Raw genomic sequence first — 16,576 nt, forward strand, 5'->3', positions numbered from 1 at the left:
CCCCGATCGCGCCTCAGTGATCCGTTCGGGCGTCGAACCCGTCGATGACCGACGCCATGTCCTCGCGGGCGTGCCCGGCGTCGACGGTCGCGGCGAACCGGCCGGCGACGGCGCGCATCACGGAGGAATCCATGTCGACCGAGTCCATGGCCGCGGCGATCAGACCGGCGTCCTTCAATGCACCGTCGGCACCGAACGACGCGGGGAACTCCCCGGCCAGCATGGCCTTGCCCTTCATCTGCGCGTAGCCCGAGTCCAGCGGTCCGCCCGCGATGGAGTCGAGGAACTGCTGGGGGTCGACGCCGAGGCGCTGGGCGAGCCCGATGGCCTGCGCGGTGCCGGTCACCAACGACAGGACCCAGGAGTTGGCGACGAGCTTCAGGCGATGTCCGTCACCGAGCTCCGGTCCCACCCACACCGTGGCGGCACCGATGGCGTCGAAGACCGGGCTCACACGCTCACGCAGTGCCTCGTCCCCACCGACGAGCACCGTCAGCTTCCCGTTCTCCGCAGGCTCTTTCGTCCCGAGCACGGGTGCGTCGACCATCGCGATGCCGTGCTCGGCGGCGAGGCGGCCGAGCCTGTCCACGCCCTCGAGTCCGACCGTCGAGGTCTGCACCCACGGCACACCGTCGCCGAAGTCCGCGGCGACGTCGCTGATCACCTCGTACACCGAGTCGGCGTCGTAGAGCATCGTGACGACGACATCCGCGCCGCGAACAGCATCCGCGGCGGTGTCAGCGACGGTCGCGCCGTCCGAGGCGAGCGCAGCCGCCTTGTCGTGGCTGCGGTTCCACACCGTGACGTCGAGCCCGGCGCGGATCATGCTGCGGGCCATGCCCGCTCCCATGATCCCGGTACCGAGAAGTCCGATTCGCGCCATTGTGACCACATCCCATCGCGTCAGGTGACATCTGCAGTGCCGGACTCGTGACGTGTGTCAGGGGAATCCGGCGACCGCTGCCTCAACACCGATGGCCACGACGAACTTCCCGGCCCCCGTGCTCACCCGCATCCGCATCCGCATCCGCCGAGTGGGCACGAACACCACGCCGAGTGGGCCACAACCGGCCGTTCACCGTGCCGAAACTCACCGCCGAGCGTGCAGCAGATCCCGCCGAGCGTGCACACGGCGCAGAGGCGACGGCGACAACTGCACGCTCGGCGGGATCAAGTGCACGCTCGACGGGCTTTTCCGCACGCTCGGCGGGTGTTTTCGGCACGCTCGGCGCTGGGGACGGACGCGCTGCGGGGTCAGTCGACGTCGACCTTCTGGTCGTCGGCCGCACCCGCTGCCTCGGGGTCGCGGGTCGGCAGGGGTCGCAGCAACGCCCACGCCACGAACACCGCGGCGACGGCGGCGAGGATCAGGCCCACCCACAGGTTGGCCGTCGTCCCGGCCTCGAGGTCGACGCGGTTGGCGTCCGACGGCTTGTGGGACTCGATGCCCAGGACACCGGGTGCCGCGCCCCCGATGATGAGGACGATCCCGTAGATGCCGAGAAGGGCGGCGACGATGATGCGGATGTCGAACAGGCGGGCGAGGACCTGCGCGCCGCGTCCGGCGGTGGGGTGTGGTTGCTCGGTGATCATGCGAGAACTCCTGGGACTCAGTGGAAGACGACGTTGAGGGCGATGACGAGCACCAGCGCGATCCCGGCCAGCGGGACGGGCCGTGCGTACCAGGAACTCCCGGCGTCGGCCGGATCGGTGAAGTGCGACTTCGGGGTCTCGGAGTACACGAGGCCGATGAGCTCCTTCGCCGGTTTCGACTCCGTCACCATCGTCACGGCCACGCTGACGAGGATGTCCACCACGAAGGCCGCGGACGCCGCGACGAACGGCATCCCCTGCCCGGGGAGGTCGATCACCCCGACCTTCGAGAGGATGAACACCGTGACGGCGGAGAGGGTTCCGGCCACCAGACCGGTCCAGCCGGCGGTCGCGGTCATCCGCTTCCAGAACATGCCGAGCAGGAACGTGGCGAACAGCGGGGCGTTGAAGAACCCGAACAGCGTCTGCAGGTAGTCCATGAGATTGGAGTAGCCCGACGCGATGAGGGCGGTGAAGATCGCCAGCACGGTCGCGCCGACGGTCGCGAGGCGACCCACCGAGATGTAGTACTTGTCCGGACGGTTCTTGACGATGTACTGCTGCCAGATGTCGTAGCTGAACACGGTGTTGAACGCGGAGATGTTCGCGGCCATGCCCGCCATGAACGAGGCGAGGAGTCCGGCGACGGCCACGCCGAGCAGCCCGTTGGGCAGGATGTCGCGGATCATCAGCAGCATCGCGTCGTTGTAGGTGACATCGGCGGCGTTGGGTCCGCTCTTCAGCGAGATCATGTCGCCGATCACCGCCGCGCAGATCATGCCGGGGATGACGACGACGAACGGGATGAACATCTTCGGGATGGCGCCGATGATCGGTGCGCGGCGCGAGGCGTTCATCGAGTTCGACGCCATTGCGCGCTGCACCTCGACGAAGTTGGTCGTCCAGTAGCCGAAGCTGAGCACGAACCCCAGACCGAAGACGATGCCGATCACCGACCACACGGGACTGTCGAAGCCACTCAATGCATTACCGGGCCAGGAGCTGATCTGATCGTGGATGCTGGCGGTGACCTTGTTGTCACTGGTGGTCGCGACGATCTTCTCCTTGAGCCCGTTCCAGCCGCCCACCTTGATGAGGCCGAACACGGTGAGCGGGACCAGCGCCGCGAGGATGACGAAGAACTGCAGCACCTCGTTGTAGATCGCGGCCGACAGCCCGCCGAGCGCGGTGTAGGTGAGCACGATCGCCGCGGCCACGATGAGCGAGACCCATTGGCTCCACCCGAGGATGACGTTGACGATCGTCGCCAACAGGTAGAGGTTCACGCCGGCGATGAGCACCTGGGCGACCGCGAAGCTGATGGCGTTGACCAGGTGCGCGCCGGTGCCGAAGCGCCGCCGCATGAACTCCGGCACGCTGCGCACCTTGGAGCCGTAGTAGAACGGCATCATCACGACGCCCAGGAACAGCATCGCCGGGATGGCGCCGATCCAGTAGTAGTGCATCGTCGCCAACCCGATCTGGGCACCGTTGGCCGACATGCCCATGATCTCGACCGCGCCGAGGTTCGCCGAGACGAAGGCGATGCCGGTGACCCAGGCGGGGAGGCGACGGCCCGACAGGAAGAAGTCCAGGCTCGACGAGATCTGGCTGCGGGCCAGATACCCGATGCCGAGGACGAACACGAAGTACAGGGCGATCAGCACGTAGTCCACGGCTCCGGCGTTGAGCCGGAGCACAGAGTCCGCGGCAAGCGTCATTCGACAACTCCTTCGGGTGGGCCACTGCCGTAGTGACCCGGGTCACGACGGATGACAACCTCACACATTTCCGAACAGATTTCAACACCACAGGTGTTGATACTGTGCGGATCGTCCCGTGCTGGCCCGACCACCTCCGGAGGTGCCGTGCTTCCCGCAGAGCGTCGCCGCCGCATCCTCGACGTCCTCGACCGCGAGGGGACAGCACGCGTCACCGACCTCGCCGACGAGCTCAACGTCTCGGAGATGACAGTCCGGCGTGACCTCGACGCCCTCCAGGACGACGAGGCACTGCACAAGGTGCACGGGGGTGCGGTGGCCCGCCACAACCGCGGCGAGGAACCCCGATCGGCGGCGAAGGCGGTCCGCGAGACCGCCGAGAAGCGCGCGATCGCGGCCTGTGCGGCGGACCTCGTCGAGGACGGCATGACCGTGGCCGTCAGCGCGGGCACCACCACCCTCGAGGTGGCCCGTCTGCTCCGCGACCGCGCCGGGCTCACGGTGGTCACCAACTCCATCCCGATCTTCGCCGAGCTGTCCGATCCCGATGCTGCACACCGCCGCGACCGACCACAGGTGGTGCTCACCGGAGGCACACGCACGCCGTCCGACGCGCTCGTCGGTCCGGTGGCCGACGCGTCCCTCGCCTCGTTTCGGGTCGACGTCACCCTGCTCGGCGTGCACGGCCTCGACGTCGACGCCGGCCTCACCACCCCCAACATGGCCGAGGCGGCGACGAACCGACGACTCATCGACATCGGCAGGACGCTCGTCGTCGTGGCCGACCACACCAAGTTCTCGGAGGTGGGCGCGAACGTGATCGCACCGCTGGACCGCACCGACACCCTCGTCGTCGACGACGGCCTGTCGGAACCGGCTCGCATCGTCCTCGGGCGGCGCATCCGCGACGTCCGCATCGCAGCGGTGCCGCGATGACACCGCCCGGGCTCCACTCCCCCGCGGTCACAACGCATCTCGCCGACGGTCGCGAGATCGACTTCTTCGCACTGCCGGGTCACACGCCGCGTCCTGTCCCCGACCGTCGGCCGCTGCCCGACCGTGCCGGCCTGCATTCGCAGATCCGATACGACCGGCAGACCGGGGACTGGATCGCGGTCGCCGCCCTGCGCCAGGACCGCACCTACAAGCCGCCGGCCGACCAGTGCCCGCTGTGCCCGTCGCCGGACGGCACGGTCAGCGAGGTCCCCGCACCCGACTACGACGTCGTGGTGTTCGAGAATCGCTTCCCCAGTCTCTCCGGTGCGGCGGCCGGGCGGCCGTTCGAGCTCCCCGACCCCGCCTCGGCCGACCTGGTCAGCGCCGTCGGACACGGTCGGTGCGAGGTGATCTGCTTCTCCAGCGACCACACCGCGTCGTTCGCCTCGCTCTCCCACACCCACGCGCGACTCGTCGTCGACGCCTGGCGGACGCGGACGGCCGCGCTGCTGGCGCTCCCCGGTGTGGCCCAGGTGTTCTGCTTCGAGAACCGCGGTGAGGAGATCGGCGTGACGCTGACCCATCCGCACGGGCAGATCTACGCCTACCCGTACCTCACGCCGCGCACTCGGTCGATGCTCGCGCACGCCGACGAGCACCGGGATCGGACCGGCCGCAACCTGTTCGAGGACATCGTCGACGCCGAGGTGACCGACGGATCGCGCGTCGTCGTGAATCACCCGCTCGTCGTGGCGTTCGTCCCCTTCGCCGCACGGTGGCCGGTAGAGGTCCACATTCACCCCCGGCGACGGGTCGCCAACCTCGTCGACCTCGACGACGACGAACTCGACGCACTCACGGCCGTCTATCTCGACGTCCTCCGTCGCTTCGACCGCCTCTACGACAGCCCGCTGCCCTACATCGCTGCAGTGCACCAGTACTCGGGTCGCGACGTCGACGCCGAGGGCGCCCTGCACATCGAGCTGATGTCGGTGCGACGGTCGGCGACCAAACTCAAGTTCCTGGCCGGATCGGAGTCCGCGATGGACGCGTTCATCACCGACGTCACGCCCGAGGACGTCGCCACCCGCCTGCGCTCGGCCGGGCCGTCATGACCCGCACAGTCGTCGCCCACGCCCCGGGCCGGGTCAACCTGATCGGTGAACACACCGACTACAACGACGGTTTCGCGCTCCCCATCGCCCTGACACGCCGCACCGACGTCGCGTTCGACTGCGACGGCTCGTCGACCGTCCGGGTGACGGCCGAGGGACACGGGAGCGCGACGTTCGAGGTCGAGTCCGAGCCCGGGGCGACGGAGGGCTGGACCGCCTACGTGGCCGGGGTGTTCTGGGCAGCCCGTCGTGCCGGGATCGACGTCGCCGGCGGCGAGCTGCGCGTCACCAGTTCGGTCCCGGTCGGCTCGGGACTGTCGTCGTCCGCGGCGCTCGAATGCGCTGTCCTCATGGCGATCTCCGCGTCGGCCGACGTCACCCTCGACCCGATCGAGGCGGCCCGGATCGCCCAGGTCGCCGAGAACGACTACGTGGGGGCCCCGACCGGACTCCTCGACCAGATCGCGGCGATGTGTGGACGCACGGGGCACGCGCTGCTCGTCGACTTCGCCGACACCACCGTCGAACCCGTCCCGTTCGACCCCTCCCCGGCCGGCGTCGAGCTCGTCGTGATCGACTCCCGGACCACCCACGGGCACGCCGGGGGCGAGTACGCCGATCGACGACGGTCCTGCGACCGCGCCGCCGCCGACCTCGGCGTGGCCTCGCTGCGAGCGATCGATGCCGATGACCTCGACGCGACGCTCGCGCGCGTCACCGATCCCGTCGACCGCCGCCGGGCCCGCCACGTCGTCACCGAGAACCAGCGTGTGCTCGACGCCGTCGGCGCCCTGCGATCCGACGACCTCCCCACGATGGGTCTGCTGATGGACTCCTCGCACGCGTCGATGCGCGACGACTTCGCCATCACGACACCGGTCATCGATCGCATCGCGGAGGTCGCGCGGCGGTGCGGAGCGCACGGTGCCCGTATGACCGGTGGCGGTTTCGGCGGCAGCGTGATCGCTCTCATGCCGTCCGACGCCGTCGATCCCCTCACCGAACAGCTCCACGACGAGGCGCAGGCGGCGGGCGCTCCTCCCCCCGAGGTCCGCGTCGCCCGGGCCGGCGACGGCGCCTCCGTCAGCGCGCGCTGACGCCCGGGGCGGCGAGATGCCCGGTTCGCCCGCACTTCTCGGCCACCGCCGTCCCTGTTCGGGCATCGGGCGCGCCCGATCGGCCGTCTCCGGGGACACTGGACCGATGATGCGCAGAGCGGTGTCCGTCGCCCTGACCGCTGCGGGGTGCGTGGTGCTGCTCGGGTCCGTGGCCGCTTGTGGGTCCGACAGCACCTCCCCCGCAGCCGATCCACCCGCGGTGACGGTGGTGGGCACCGGCGAGGTGCGCGGCGCCCCGGACACGCTCACCGCGACCGTCGGGGTGCAGTCGCAGGCGGCGGACGTGTCCGCGGCGATCGCCCAGGCCGGCAGCAGGGTCCAGGCGGTGACCTCGGCCGTGGAGAAGGCGGGTGTCGCGAGCAAGGACGTCCAGACCGAGCAGGTGACGCTGGACCCGCAGTACGCGGGCGCCGTCCCCGGAGGTGGTCCGTCCATCTCGGGCTATCAGGCGACCACCACCGTCCGGATCACCGTCCGCGACCTGACGCGCGCGTCATCGGTCCTCGGTGCCGCCGTCGACGCCGGCGGGAACGACGCACGCCTGTCGGGCGTGACGTTCCGCATCGACGACGACTCCCGCCTCCTCGCCGACGCGAGGACACGGGCGTTCGACGATGCGAGGACCCGCGCGGAGCAATACGCCAAGCTCTCGGCCACCTCGCTGTCCCGGGTCCTGTCGGTGCAGGAGAACGTGACCGGGCAGGAGCAGCCAGTCACCGCGGAGAGGTCCGCACAGGCGTCCACGGTGCCGATCGAGCCCGGACAGCAGAGCGTCTCGGTGTCGGTCACCGTCAAGTGGGGGCTGCGGTAAACGCCAGGGCCGCACGCGCGCTGCTGGTGATCGTGGTGCTCGCGCTCGTCGCCGGACTCGGCGGTGCCGCGTCGTCGACCGCGGTCGACGTGCAGGCGAACCGTCGCATCGGACCGGTGTTCCTCGACGGCGACAACCGACACACGTGCACCGCCGCGACCGTGCACTCCACCCACGGGGACCTCATGGTCACCGCGGCACACTGCCTCACCGGGATCCGTGGACCGATCACGGTCGCGCCCGGGTACGACCACGGGCGGGCGCCCTACGGGCAGTGGACGGTGAGCGCCGTCTACCTCGACCCCGACGTCTCCGCCGAGCCCGACGTCCTCGACTTCGCGGTTCTCCGCGTGAGCGACCGCGCGGGCCGGTCGCTGGAATCGGTCACCGGCCGCGGGTGGTCGCCGTCGCCGTATCGGCCGGGTCTACGGATCCGGGTGCTCGGATACGGCGCCGGTGTCGGTGACTCGCCGGTGGGCTGTCGGGCGCGTACCGCCACCGTCGAGGGGATCCCGACCATCCGCTGCCGCGGACTGGTCGACGGCACCAGCGGCTCCCCCTGGTTGGCCGGCAGATCGCTGGTCGGCATCGTCGGAGGGTTCCGACAGGGCGGGTGCGTCAGCTTCATCTCGCACTCACCGCCGCTCATCCCCCGGCTGGTCGCGTTGATCGAGCGCGCCGACCGCGCAGGACCCGGCGACACCCCGCCCGACACCTCGCCCGACGACTGCTGACGACGCGCGCCGCCGGCCGGGGGTCAGTACAGGTAGACGACGGCGTCGTCACCGCCGGTGCAGGTGACGATGCGCGCCTCGGCGGCGCACATCATGCGGATGCGCTCCCCCGTCTCCGGGCTCGTCGCCACCACCGGTCGGGGCAGCTGCCCGGGCCGGCCGCTCTCGCCGTAGGCCCGGCGCACCCGTTCGGCGAACCCACAGGTGGTCACCGGCGATCCCACCGAGGACGCGCGGTAGAGGTAATAGGGCCCGAACTCGACCGGACAGGCCGTCGAGCCTGCAGGGGCACCGGCGACGGTCGGCCCCGACGCCGTCGGGCGTGATGTCGTCGGACGTGACGACGTCGTGGTGGATCTCGACGGCGCCGAGGACGTGGTCGACGGCTCGACGGACGTCGGTCCGATGGGAGTCGAGTCCGGGGTGCTCGTCACCGTGACGGTGGACGGCGCGGTGTCGAAGGCCCCACCGGAGCCGCCGCGACCGAGCACGACGTAGCCGACGACGGCCGCCGCGGCCAGCACGAACACGACGATCCCGACGATGAGGACGACCACCGCCGGACGCGTCGGACCCGCGGGACGGACGGGACGCGGCGGCTCGTCGCTCATGTCGGCTGATCCTACGGAGCCGTGCGCCAGGAGTTCATGCCGAGGATGACCATCACCAGCTTGCGTTGGGTGCGGGTGATGAGTTCCGCGTCGTCCTCGGGCCCCCGGGACTCGAGCAGTTCGGCGACCGCGGTCAGCATCACCGTCACGAGGAGTTCGGCGGCGAGCTCGAGGTCCTCGGCACCCCACCGCGCCATCTCGGGGATGCGCGAGAGGTCGATGGCGAGCTCCTTGACGAACAGCCGGAGTTCGGTGTCGATCGCGCGGCGGATCTCGGTCACTCCACCGTGTTGTTCGCGTACCAGGAACCGGAACTGGGCCTCGTTGGTCCGGACCTGCCGGACGAGGATCTCCAGCGAGTTCGCCGCGGTCGGGACAGCGTCGCGGGCGGCCAGGTCCCGGCGGCCGTCGCGCAGCATCCGGCGCAGGATCCGCATCGCGTCCTCGACGAGGGTGACGCCGAGGTCGTCCATGGACGCGAAGTGGCGGTAGAACGCGGTCGGGACGATCCCGGCGGCCTTGGCCACCTCGCGCAGACTCAGGCTCGAGAAGGAGCGCTCGGCGACCAGATCGAGGGTCTCGTCGAGCAGTGCCTGCCGGGTCCTGCTCTTGCGGGCCGAACGGCTCTCGGTGGCGTCGACCGCCGGTCGAGACGGTGCGGCCTCGCTCCGCGAGCGACCGTGGCCACGCGCGGCGGACTGATCCCTGGGCCGCGACACGTGGACGAGTCTAGGCAACCACGAATCTGTGACAGCGGTTACACGGCGTCGGGGTTGACCGTCGCCGGTGGCAGGGTGGCACACTGTCAGTGCACACCTGTTCACTCAAACCGCTCACAGTGACGGTGATCAGATTACGCACCGACCCAGGAGGCGACGATGTTCGACCGCTTGCCAGCGATGTTCGGCTCGGTCATCGAGGCCGCGCTCGCACCGCACCCCGTGGACCGGTATCTCGAGCTCGTCGACCCGATGGTCACGTGGAGCGAGATGCGTGCCCGGGTCACCTCAGTCCACCGCCCGACCGCACGTGCCGTGAGGCTGACGCTGCAACCGACACGGCAGTGGGAGGGTTTCCGCGCCGGCCAGTACGTGCAGGTCAGCGTCGTGGTCAACGGCGTCCGCGAGACCCGGTGTTTCTCGCCGGCCAACGCCGAGGCGGGAGCGGACGGGACCATCGAGCTCACGGTCACCGCCCACGACGACGGCCATGTCTCACGTCACCTGTTCGACCACGCGAAGGTCGGTGACGTCGTGGGTCTCACACCCGCCACCGGCGACTTCGTCCTGCCCGAGCAGCGACCGGCCGCGGCCGTCTTCGTGAGCGGCGGCAGTGGCGTTACACCTGTGCTCTCGATGACGCGCACCCTGCTCGCCGAGAACCACCGCGGTCCGGTGCTCTTCGTCCACTACGCCGCCGGCCCCGACGACGTCGCCTACGCCGACGAACTGCAGACCATCGCCGACCGGCACGACCACGTCGACGTCCGCGTCGTGCACACCCGGGGCGAGGGAAACGGCGGTCTCACGGGACATTTCGCCCCCGAGCACCTCACCACGTCCGACGCGTTCGTCGACGATGCACCGGTGTTCGTCTGCGGGCCCGCCGCACTGATGGACGACGTGCGCGCCTTCTACGACGAGCGCGGCCGAGAGGATCTCGTGCACACGGAGGCATTCACCGCCCCGGCGGCGTATGTTCCCGACCCCGACGAGCCCGTCTCCGGCGAACTGCGGTTCACCGGCTCGTCGCGCACGGCGGACAACGACGGTCGGACGATCCTCGAGCAGGCCGAGTCCGCCGGTCTCACACCGGAGTTCGGGTGCCGGATGGGGATCTGCTTCTCCTGCACCGCACCGAAGAAGTCGGGGTGCACCCGCAACGTGCTCACCGGCGAGATCGACAACGACACCGACAAGCACATCCAGCTCTGCATCTCCGCGCCCGTCGGGGACGTCGAGATCGACATCTGACCAGTCCCCCGGCGCGACCATCGAACCACCTCAGGAGGAACCGATGACCATCATGACTCTCCCCACCGCCGTCGAGAACGACGACGCCCTCACCACCGACACCCTCACCGCGGACACCGAGGCGCCCGCGGCCCCCAAGAACCAGATCACGCTCTCCTACGAGCAGGTCGAGGAACTCGGCCGTGACCTCGACGCCCTGCGCGCCCGCGTCGTCGGCGACCTCGGTCAGAAGGATCGCGACTACATCTACTCGATCATCAAGGCGCAGCGGACCCTCGAGGTCGCCGGACGCGGGATGTTCTTCTTCGGGTGGTTCCCGCCCGCGTGGGTGGCCGGTGTCGCCGCCCTGAGCGTGTCGAAGATCCTCGACAACATGGAGATCGGCCACAACGTCATGCACGGGCAGTACGACTGGATGCGTGAGCCGTCGCTGAACTCGCGGGAGTTCGAGTGGGACACCGTGTGCCCCTCGGACCAGTGGCGCCACAGCCACAACTACATGCACCACACCTTCACCAACATCGTCGGCGAGGACCGCGACATCGGCTACGGCATCCTGCGGATGGACCGTGATCAGCGGTGGAACCCCTACTACCTCGGCAACCTCGTCTACGCGTCGGCTCTGATGGTGCTCTTCGAGTGGGGCGTCATGCTCCACGATCTCGAGGTCGAGAACATCGTCGCCGGCAAGCGCAAGTGGTACGACGTCAAGGGCCTCGTGAAGGGCATGTGGCGCAAGGCCGGCAAGCAGGTCCTCAAGGACTACGTCGTCTACCCGGCGCTGACCGGCCCGCTGCTCCCGCTGACGCTGGCGGGGAACTTCTCGGCGAACATCGTCCGCAACCTGTGGACCTTCTCGATCATCTTCTGCGGCCACTTCCCGTCGGGCGTCCAGACGTTCACCCCGGAGGAGTGCGAGAACGAGACGAAGGGCCAGTGGTACCTGCGGCAGATGCTCGGCTCGGCCAACATCGAGGGCAGCCACCTGTTCCACGTCATGAGCGGCAACCTGTCGCACCAGATCGAGCACCACCTCTTCCCGGACATCCCGGCGAACCGCTACCCGGAGATCGCCCCCGAGGTCCGCGCGATCTGCGAGAAGTACGGGTTGCCCTACAACACGGGTGGTTTCGCGCACCAGATCGGGTCGACGTGGAAGAAGATCGCCAAGCTCTCGCTGCCCAACTCCTGGACCTCGGACGACGTCGAGTTCAGTGTTAAGGTCGAGCGCCAGAAGGACACCGCGAAGGCATCCTGAACGCATCGGCACGAGGTACGGGTACAGCGCAACCGGAGGTGACGATGGTCGGGCGGTTCGAACGCAACAAGGACCTGCTGCAGGAGGCCGTGGAGTCGACGGCCACCCACGTGGGTCGGATCGCCACGATCATCACCGGGGCGGTCGCGGACATCACCCGCGAGATCGGTGACCTCGTCACCGACGGCCTCGAGATGCGGGACGCGGCGAAGCGGGCCGAACTCGACGCGGTCGAGGAACCGCCCGCCCTGCTCGCAGCCCGCGGCGACAAGGCATCCCTGCTCGACGATCTCGACGCCGGTGCCCGGCGGGACGACCGCGACGACGAGGTCGACGACCAGCGCGTCTGACCCGACCCATCACAGATGACACAGCGGCCCACGCGAGAGCGTGGGCCGTTGTCGTGTGTCCCGTCGTCTCCTCTCGTGGACTCGAACCGAGCGCCGCGGCGTACTACGTTTTCTCCATGATCCCGGCGAACCTGTCATGACCTCCGTCCACCGGCTGCGTGTGCCGGCGATGATCGTGCTGACCTTCGCGATGTTCATGGACCTCATGGACGTCACCATCGTCAACGTCGCGTTGCCCGCGATCCGCGGCGACCTCGACGCGTCACCGTCGCAACTCGAATGGGTTGTCGGCGGATACATCCTGGCCTTCGCATCGGTCCTGATCACGGCCGGTCGACTCGGCGACCGGTTCGGCAGGCAGCGCGTGTTCATCGCCGGGATCGTCGGGTTCACCCTGGCGTCCCTGCTCGCCTCACTCGCCCAGAGTGGTGACGTCCTCGTCGCCTCCCGCGTGGTGCAGGGCCTGTTCGCGGGCCTGATGGTCCCGCAGGTGCTCGCCAGCGTGCAGGCGCTGTTCCGGCCGTCCGAGCGGGCGCCGGTCTTCGGCGCCATCGGCATGGTGACCGCGATGGCAGCGGTCATCGGGCCGGTGCTCGGCGGGTGGCTCGTCACGTCCGATCCCCTGGGCGGGCAATGGCGTTCGATCTTCTACATCAACGTCCCCGTCGGGATCGTCATCGTCGTCGCCGCACTGCTCGTCGTGCCGAACACGACGGTGGACCGTCCCTCCCCCATCGACCCGGTCGGCGTCGTCCTGGCGGTCGGCGGCATCCTGCTGCTGGTCTATCCCCTCATCGAGGGACGCCAATTGGGGTGGCCCGCGTGGTCGTTCGTCCTCATGGCCGCGTCACCCGTCGTCCTCGCCCTCTTCGTCCTCTACGAACGACGGCACGGGGCCGACTCGGCGATGATGCCGATGCGCCTGTTCACCAACCGCGGCTTCGTCGGCGGCGTGGCGATCCAGTTCCTGTTCGCCGGGTCGATCAACTCGTTCTTCCTCATCCTCGCGCTCTACGTCCAGACCGGCCTGGGGTTCTCGGCCATCGGCTCCGGGGTGCTCACCCTCCCGTTCAGTGTCGGTGCCGTCGTCGCGGCCGGCGTCGCGGCGGCATTGATCTCCCGGGTCGGCAGACTCCTGCCGTTCATCGGTGGGATCTGCATCTCGGGCGGCACAGCGGGCACCATCTGGGTCCTGCACCGTGAGGGCACCGGGTACTCGGGGTGGGACACGGTGATCCCGATGGCCGTCGCGGGTGTCGGTCTCGCGTTGACCCTCGTGCCTCTGCTGGACATCGCGCTGGCGACCGTCACCGGCCGCGACTCCGGGGCGGCGTCGGGTGTGCTGAACACCTTCCAGCAGGTCGGCGGCGCCGTGGGCGTGGCCGTCGTGGGCGTGGTCTTCTTCGACAACGTCGGGCGGTACACCCCCGACGACCTCCTGCACGCGCTGGTCCTCGCCGCTGCCGTACCCGTCGTCGGGTACGCGCTGGTCGCCGCGGCGTCTGGACTCCTGCCGTCGCTCACGTCGGTGCGGGCGCATCTCGCCGCGGAGGCGCAGGCAGAACCCGACGCGGACACCGTCCCGGCGCGATAGAACGCGATAGAACCAGCGCGACGCGAACGATGGTCGCCCCGGACGGGGATGTCTACCCTGGTCGGGTGCTCCCCGAATCGCTCAAGTTCCCGAACCCGGTCAACGAGTACGCCGCTCGGTCAACGGCCGGTCTCGTCGTCGTCCTCGCGATCATCACCATCGTCGTCGACAACCCGGTCCTCTACGGGATCCTGGCCATCGGGTTCCTCCTTCGTGTGATCTCGGGACCGACGCTGTCGCCGTTCGGCCAGCTGTCGGTGCGGGTCATCGTCCCCGCGCTGGGCAGGACGAAGGTCGTCCCGGGCCCGCCGAAGCGGTTCGCGCAGGCCATCGGGCTCACCATCACGGGCGTCGCCTTCGTGTTCAGCCTCGCCGGCCTGGGTCTCGCCGCCCAGATCACCGTCGGTCTCGTCGTCGTGGCGGCCCTGCTCGAATCCGCGTTCGGCATCTGCCTCGGCTGCATCGTCTTCGGTTTCCTGCAGCGGCGGGGCGTCATCCCCGACAGCGTGTGCGAGGCCTGCAACAACATCTCGCTGCGGCAACCCGCCTGAGCTCGGACACCGCCGTCGCCGAACCCGTCAGGCGGACAGGGCGATCCCGTCGAGGATGTCCTTCTCGCTGACCACCAGGTCGGTGATGCCCGCGCGCCGCGCGAACTCGCGGGCCAGTTCCAGGGTCACGATCGAGCCGCCACCGATCACGTCGACGCGACCCGGGTGCATCGGACCGAGTGCCGCACGCTGCGCACGTGTCATCCCCACGAGCCCCTCGCACACCTGCGTGAGCCGGTCCATCGGGATCCGCATCCGGTGGATCCGTTCCGCGTCGTAGGTCGGCAGATCGCCGGCCAGCGCGGCGAGCGTGGTCATCGTCCCCGCGACCCCCACCCACGTGGCGGCACGCTCCACGGGGACCGCGTCGAACGCCGCCTGCAGCTCGGCGCGCGCCACCTCATGGGCGGTGGCGACCTCCTCGTCGGTCGGCGGATCCGAGGCCAGCACACGTTCGGTGAGGCGCACACACCCGATGTCCACCGATTTCGCCGCGACGACCTCGCCGTCGACGCCGAGGACGACCTCGGTGGACCCGCCGCCCAGATCGGTGACGACGAACGGACCGTCGGCGGGATCGAACTCACCGACAGCACCCGCGAACGACAGCCGCGCCTCCTCGTCGCCGGTGATGACCTCCGCGACGGATCCCTCGACCACCGAGGCGAGCACCTCCCGTGTCATGTCGAAGAACACGTGGCGGTTCTCGGCGTCGCGGGTGGCGGACGTCGCGACCATGCGCACGGCCTGCACCGCGTGGCCACGCATGATCTCGGCGTAGTCCTCGAGGGCGGCGCGCGTGCGTTCCAGTGCCCCCTGGGTGAACCGGCCCGTGGCGTCGACACCCTCCCCGAGACGCACCACAAGCATCTCACGGTGGACATCGGTCAGGACACCGTCGGTGCGTCGCGCGACGAGCAGCCGGATGGAGTTGGTACCGCAGTCGACCGCGCCGACGATCGTCATCCCGTGTCCTGTCCGTCGGGACCCGTGATGCCCGGCCAGTCGGCCGGAAGCGCGGTGCCCCGGAGGTGGTCCGACTGCGCGGCGACCGCGACGGTCTCGTCGCCCAGCGGGTTGACGCCCGGACCCTTGGCCAGCGAGTGCGCCATCAGGACATGCAGGCACTTGACCCGGTCCGGCATGCCGCCGCCGGTGAAGTCCGTCCCCAGCGACTCGATGGCGTCACGCTCGGCGAGGTAGTCCTCGTGCGCGCGCCGGTATGCCTGCGCGAGTGCGGGATCGGTGCGGAGCCGTTCGGTCATCTCCCGCATCAGACCCGCCGACTCCAGTCGGCTCGCCTCGGCGGTCAGACGCGGGTCGGTGAGGTAGTAGAGCGTGGGGAACGGGGTGCCGTCGGGCAACCGCGGTGCGGTCCGGACCACGGCCGGCACGCCGTCGGGTGTGCGGTAGCTGATCGCGAGGACGCCCCGCGGCTCACGACCCAGCTGCCGGGCGACCACCGCGAGGTCGTCGGCCGTGACACCCGTCGGCGTCGGGTCCGTCGTCGCCGGATCGGTCATCGTGCAGTCGGCGTCGACACCGCGTCGAGGAGGTTGGTGTACCAGGGATTCGACGCCTGCCGTTCCGCGCGTTTCTGGTCATCAGACTTCTCCGGCGGCGTGGGGAACTGCATCGCCAACGGGATCTCCCCCGGCCTGACCATGAGCAGGCGTTGCCGGGCCTGTTCCTCCACGTAGGCGGGGTCGTCCTGTTCAGCGACCTTCTGCTGCAGCTCGCCGACCTCGCGGCTGATCGAGGCGTTGGCCGACCGCAGCTGTTCCGCCTCCGACCGCTGGGCGAAGTACGTCCGCAGCGGCACGGCCAGCGTGAGTGCGACGGCGCTGATCACCAGGGCCAACAGCACCGCCTTCTTCGGGCTGAGCCCACCGACGGTGAGTCCGCTGATCGACGCGGGTACGCGACTGCGGGCGGCGACGACCGGACGCGACCGCTCCCGGATCTCCCGCTCCCCCGCCCTGGTCGGGGCGGCATCCGACGGGTCGACCGCGGCGTCGTCGGTCGGGATGTCGGTGACGTCGGGGCCGAGCGCGTCGTCGCGGGGATCAGGTCGGGGCGTACGCCGGCGGACATCGCCGGCGCGACCGTCGGGCCGGCGAGGGGTCCGACGGTCCTCGACGCGCCGGCGCGCGGACGACCCGGCCGCACGGCCGTCCCGTCCGCGGGATCCGGAGCGTCGCTGCGCCATCG

The 16,576-nt window shown here is 69.7% G+C and carries 18 protein-coding genes; 10 read left to right on the top strand and 8 right to left on the bottom strand.

Annotated features, from left to right (window positions below):
- Positions 1–13: 13 nt before the first annotated feature.
- The 3 genes from LX14_RS00635 to LX14_RS00645 all read right to left on the bottom strand — a co-directional run bounded on the left by LX14_RS00635 (position 14) and on the right by LX14_RS00645 (position 3,314).
- Complete coding sequence (locus LX14_RS00635; protein ID WP_253645366.1) at positions 14–883, bottom strand: NAD(P)-dependent oxidoreductase; 870 nt, start codon at positions 881–883, stop codon at positions 14–16.
- A gap of 371 nt (positions 884–1,254) precedes the next feature.
- Positions 1,255–1,593 (bottom strand): hypothetical protein, encoded by a 339-nt coding sequence (locus LX14_RS00640; protein WP_253645367.1) that lies wholly within the window; start codon positions 1,591–1,593, stop codon positions 1,255–1,257.
- Positions 1,594–1,610: 17 nt separating this feature from the next.
- Complete coding sequence (locus LX14_RS00645) at positions 1,611–3,314, bottom strand: sodium:solute symporter family protein (RefSeq protein ID WP_253645368.1); 1,704 nt, start codon at positions 3,312–3,314, stop codon at positions 1,611–1,613.
- Positions 3,315–3,461: 147 nt separating this feature from the next.
- On the opposite strand from LX14_RS00645, the gene LX14_RS00650 reads away from it, so the two are divergent.
- The 5 genes from LX14_RS00650 (at position 3,462) to LX14_RS00670 (ending at position 8,028) form a co-directional block, all read left to right on the top strand.
- Positions 3,462–4,250 (top strand): DeoR/GlpR family DNA-binding transcription regulator, encoded by a 789-nt coding sequence (locus tag LX14_RS00650; protein WP_253645369.1) that lies wholly within the window; start codon positions 3,462–3,464, stop codon positions 4,248–4,250.
- Positions 4,247–5,365 (top strand): galactose-1-phosphate uridylyltransferase, encoded by a 1,119-nt coding sequence (galT, locus tag LX14_RS00655; protein WP_253645370.1) that lies wholly within the window; start codon positions 4,247–4,249, stop codon positions 5,363–5,365. The genes LX14_RS00650 and galT overlap by 4 nt, the downstream gene beginning before the upstream one ends.
- The gene (gene galK, locus LX14_RS00660) at positions 5,362–6,462 is read left to right on the top strand and encodes a galactokinase (protein WP_253645371.1); all 1,101 of its coding nucleotides are present in this window, start codon (positions 5,362–5,364) and stop codon (positions 6,460–6,462) included. Before galT ends, galK begins: the two co-directional genes overlap by 4 nt.
- A 106-nt stretch (positions 6,463–6,568) precedes the next feature.
- The gene (locus LX14_RS00665) at positions 6,569–7,294 is read left to right on the top strand and encodes an SIMPL domain-containing protein (protein ID WP_253645372.1); all 726 of its coding nucleotides are present in this window, start codon (positions 6,569–6,571) and stop codon (positions 7,292–7,294) included.
- On the top strand, positions 7,279–8,028 hold the full coding sequence (locus LX14_RS00670) for a trypsin-like serine peptidase (RefSeq protein WP_253645373.1): 750 nt from the start codon (positions 7,279–7,281) through the stop codon (positions 8,026–8,028). The genes LX14_RS00665 and LX14_RS00670 overlap by 16 nt, the downstream gene beginning before the upstream one ends.
- Before the next feature lie 23 nt (positions 8,029–8,051).
- Here LX14_RS00670 and LX14_RS00675 read toward each other — a convergent pair whose 3' ends face one another.
- Both LX14_RS00675 and LX14_RS00680 read right to left on the bottom strand, forming a co-directional pair.
- Positions 8,052–8,639, bottom strand: a complete 588-nt coding sequence (locus LX14_RS00675) for a hypothetical protein (protein WP_253645374.1) — start codon at positions 8,637–8,639, stop codon at positions 8,052–8,054.
- A gap of 11 nt (positions 8,640–8,650) precedes the next feature.
- On the bottom strand, positions 8,651–9,358 hold the full coding sequence (locus LX14_RS00680) for a TetR family transcriptional regulator (RefSeq protein ID WP_372505221.1): 708 nt from the start codon (positions 9,356–9,358) through the stop codon (positions 8,651–8,653).
- Between the two features lie 159 nt (positions 9,359–9,517).
- Here LX14_RS00680 and LX14_RS00685 point away from each other — a divergent pair, with 159 nt between their 5' ends.
- The 5 genes from LX14_RS00685 to LX14_RS00705 all read left to right on the top strand — a co-directional run bounded on the left by LX14_RS00685 (position 9,518) and on the right by LX14_RS00705 (position 14,365).
- Complete coding sequence (locus LX14_RS00685; protein ID WP_253645375.1) at positions 9,518–10,612, top strand: ferredoxin reductase; 1,095 nt, start codon at positions 9,518–9,520, stop codon at positions 10,610–10,612.
- A gap of 43 nt (positions 10,613–10,655) precedes the next feature.
- Positions 10,656–11,870, top strand: a complete 1,215-nt coding sequence (locus tag LX14_RS00690; protein WP_372505222.1) for a fatty acid desaturase family protein — start codon at positions 10,656–10,658, stop codon at positions 11,868–11,870.
- Positions 11,871–11,914: 44 nt separating this feature from the next.
- Complete coding sequence (locus tag LX14_RS00695) at positions 11,915–12,220, top strand: hypothetical protein (protein ID WP_253645376.1); 306 nt, start codon at positions 11,915–11,917, stop codon at positions 12,218–12,220.
- 136 nt (positions 12,221–12,356) lie between these two features.
- The gene (locus LX14_RS00700) at positions 12,357–13,814 is read left to right on the top strand and encodes a DHA2 family efflux MFS transporter permease subunit (protein ID WP_253645377.1); all 1,458 of its coding nucleotides are present in this window, start codon (positions 12,357–12,359) and stop codon (positions 13,812–13,814) included.
- Between the two features lie 29 nt (positions 13,815–13,843).
- Positions 13,844–14,365 carry a DUF4395 domain-containing protein gene (locus tag LX14_RS00705; RefSeq protein WP_253645378.1) on the top strand — a complete coding sequence of 174 codons (522 nt, stop codon included), beginning with the start codon at positions 13,844–13,846 and terminating at the stop codon, positions 14,363–14,365.
- A 27-nt stretch (positions 14,366–14,392) separates the two neighbouring features.
- Here the strand turns inward: LX14_RS00705 and LX14_RS00710 are convergent, their stop codons facing one another.
- Genes LX14_RS00710 through LX14_RS00720 form a run of 3 tightly spaced genes read right to left on the bottom strand, consistent with a single transcriptional unit; the run spans position 14,393 to position 16,574 of the window.
- Entirely contained in the window at positions 14,393–15,331 is a 939-nt protein-coding gene (locus tag LX14_RS00710) for a Ppx/GppA phosphatase family protein (RefSeq protein ID WP_253645379.1), read from the bottom strand.
- A complete protein-coding gene (locus LX14_RS00715) occupies positions 15,328–15,888 on the bottom strand; it encodes a DUF501 domain-containing protein (protein ID WP_253645380.1) in 561 nt (186 codons plus the stop codon). Before LX14_RS00715 ends, LX14_RS00710 begins: the two co-directional genes overlap by 4 nt.
- On the bottom strand, positions 15,885–16,574 hold the full coding sequence (locus LX14_RS00720) for an FtsB family cell division protein (protein ID WP_253645381.1): 690 nt from the start codon (positions 16,572–16,574) through the stop codon (positions 15,885–15,887). Before LX14_RS00720 ends, LX14_RS00715 begins: the two co-directional genes overlap by 4 nt.
- Between the last annotated feature and the right edge of the window lie 2 nt (positions 16,575–16,576).

The sequence above is a fragment of the Williamsia deligens genome (assembly GCF_024171765.1).
Taxonomy (GTDB): Bacteria; Actinomycetota; Actinomycetes; order Mycobacteriales; family Mycobacteriaceae; genus Williamsia_A; species Williamsia_A deligens.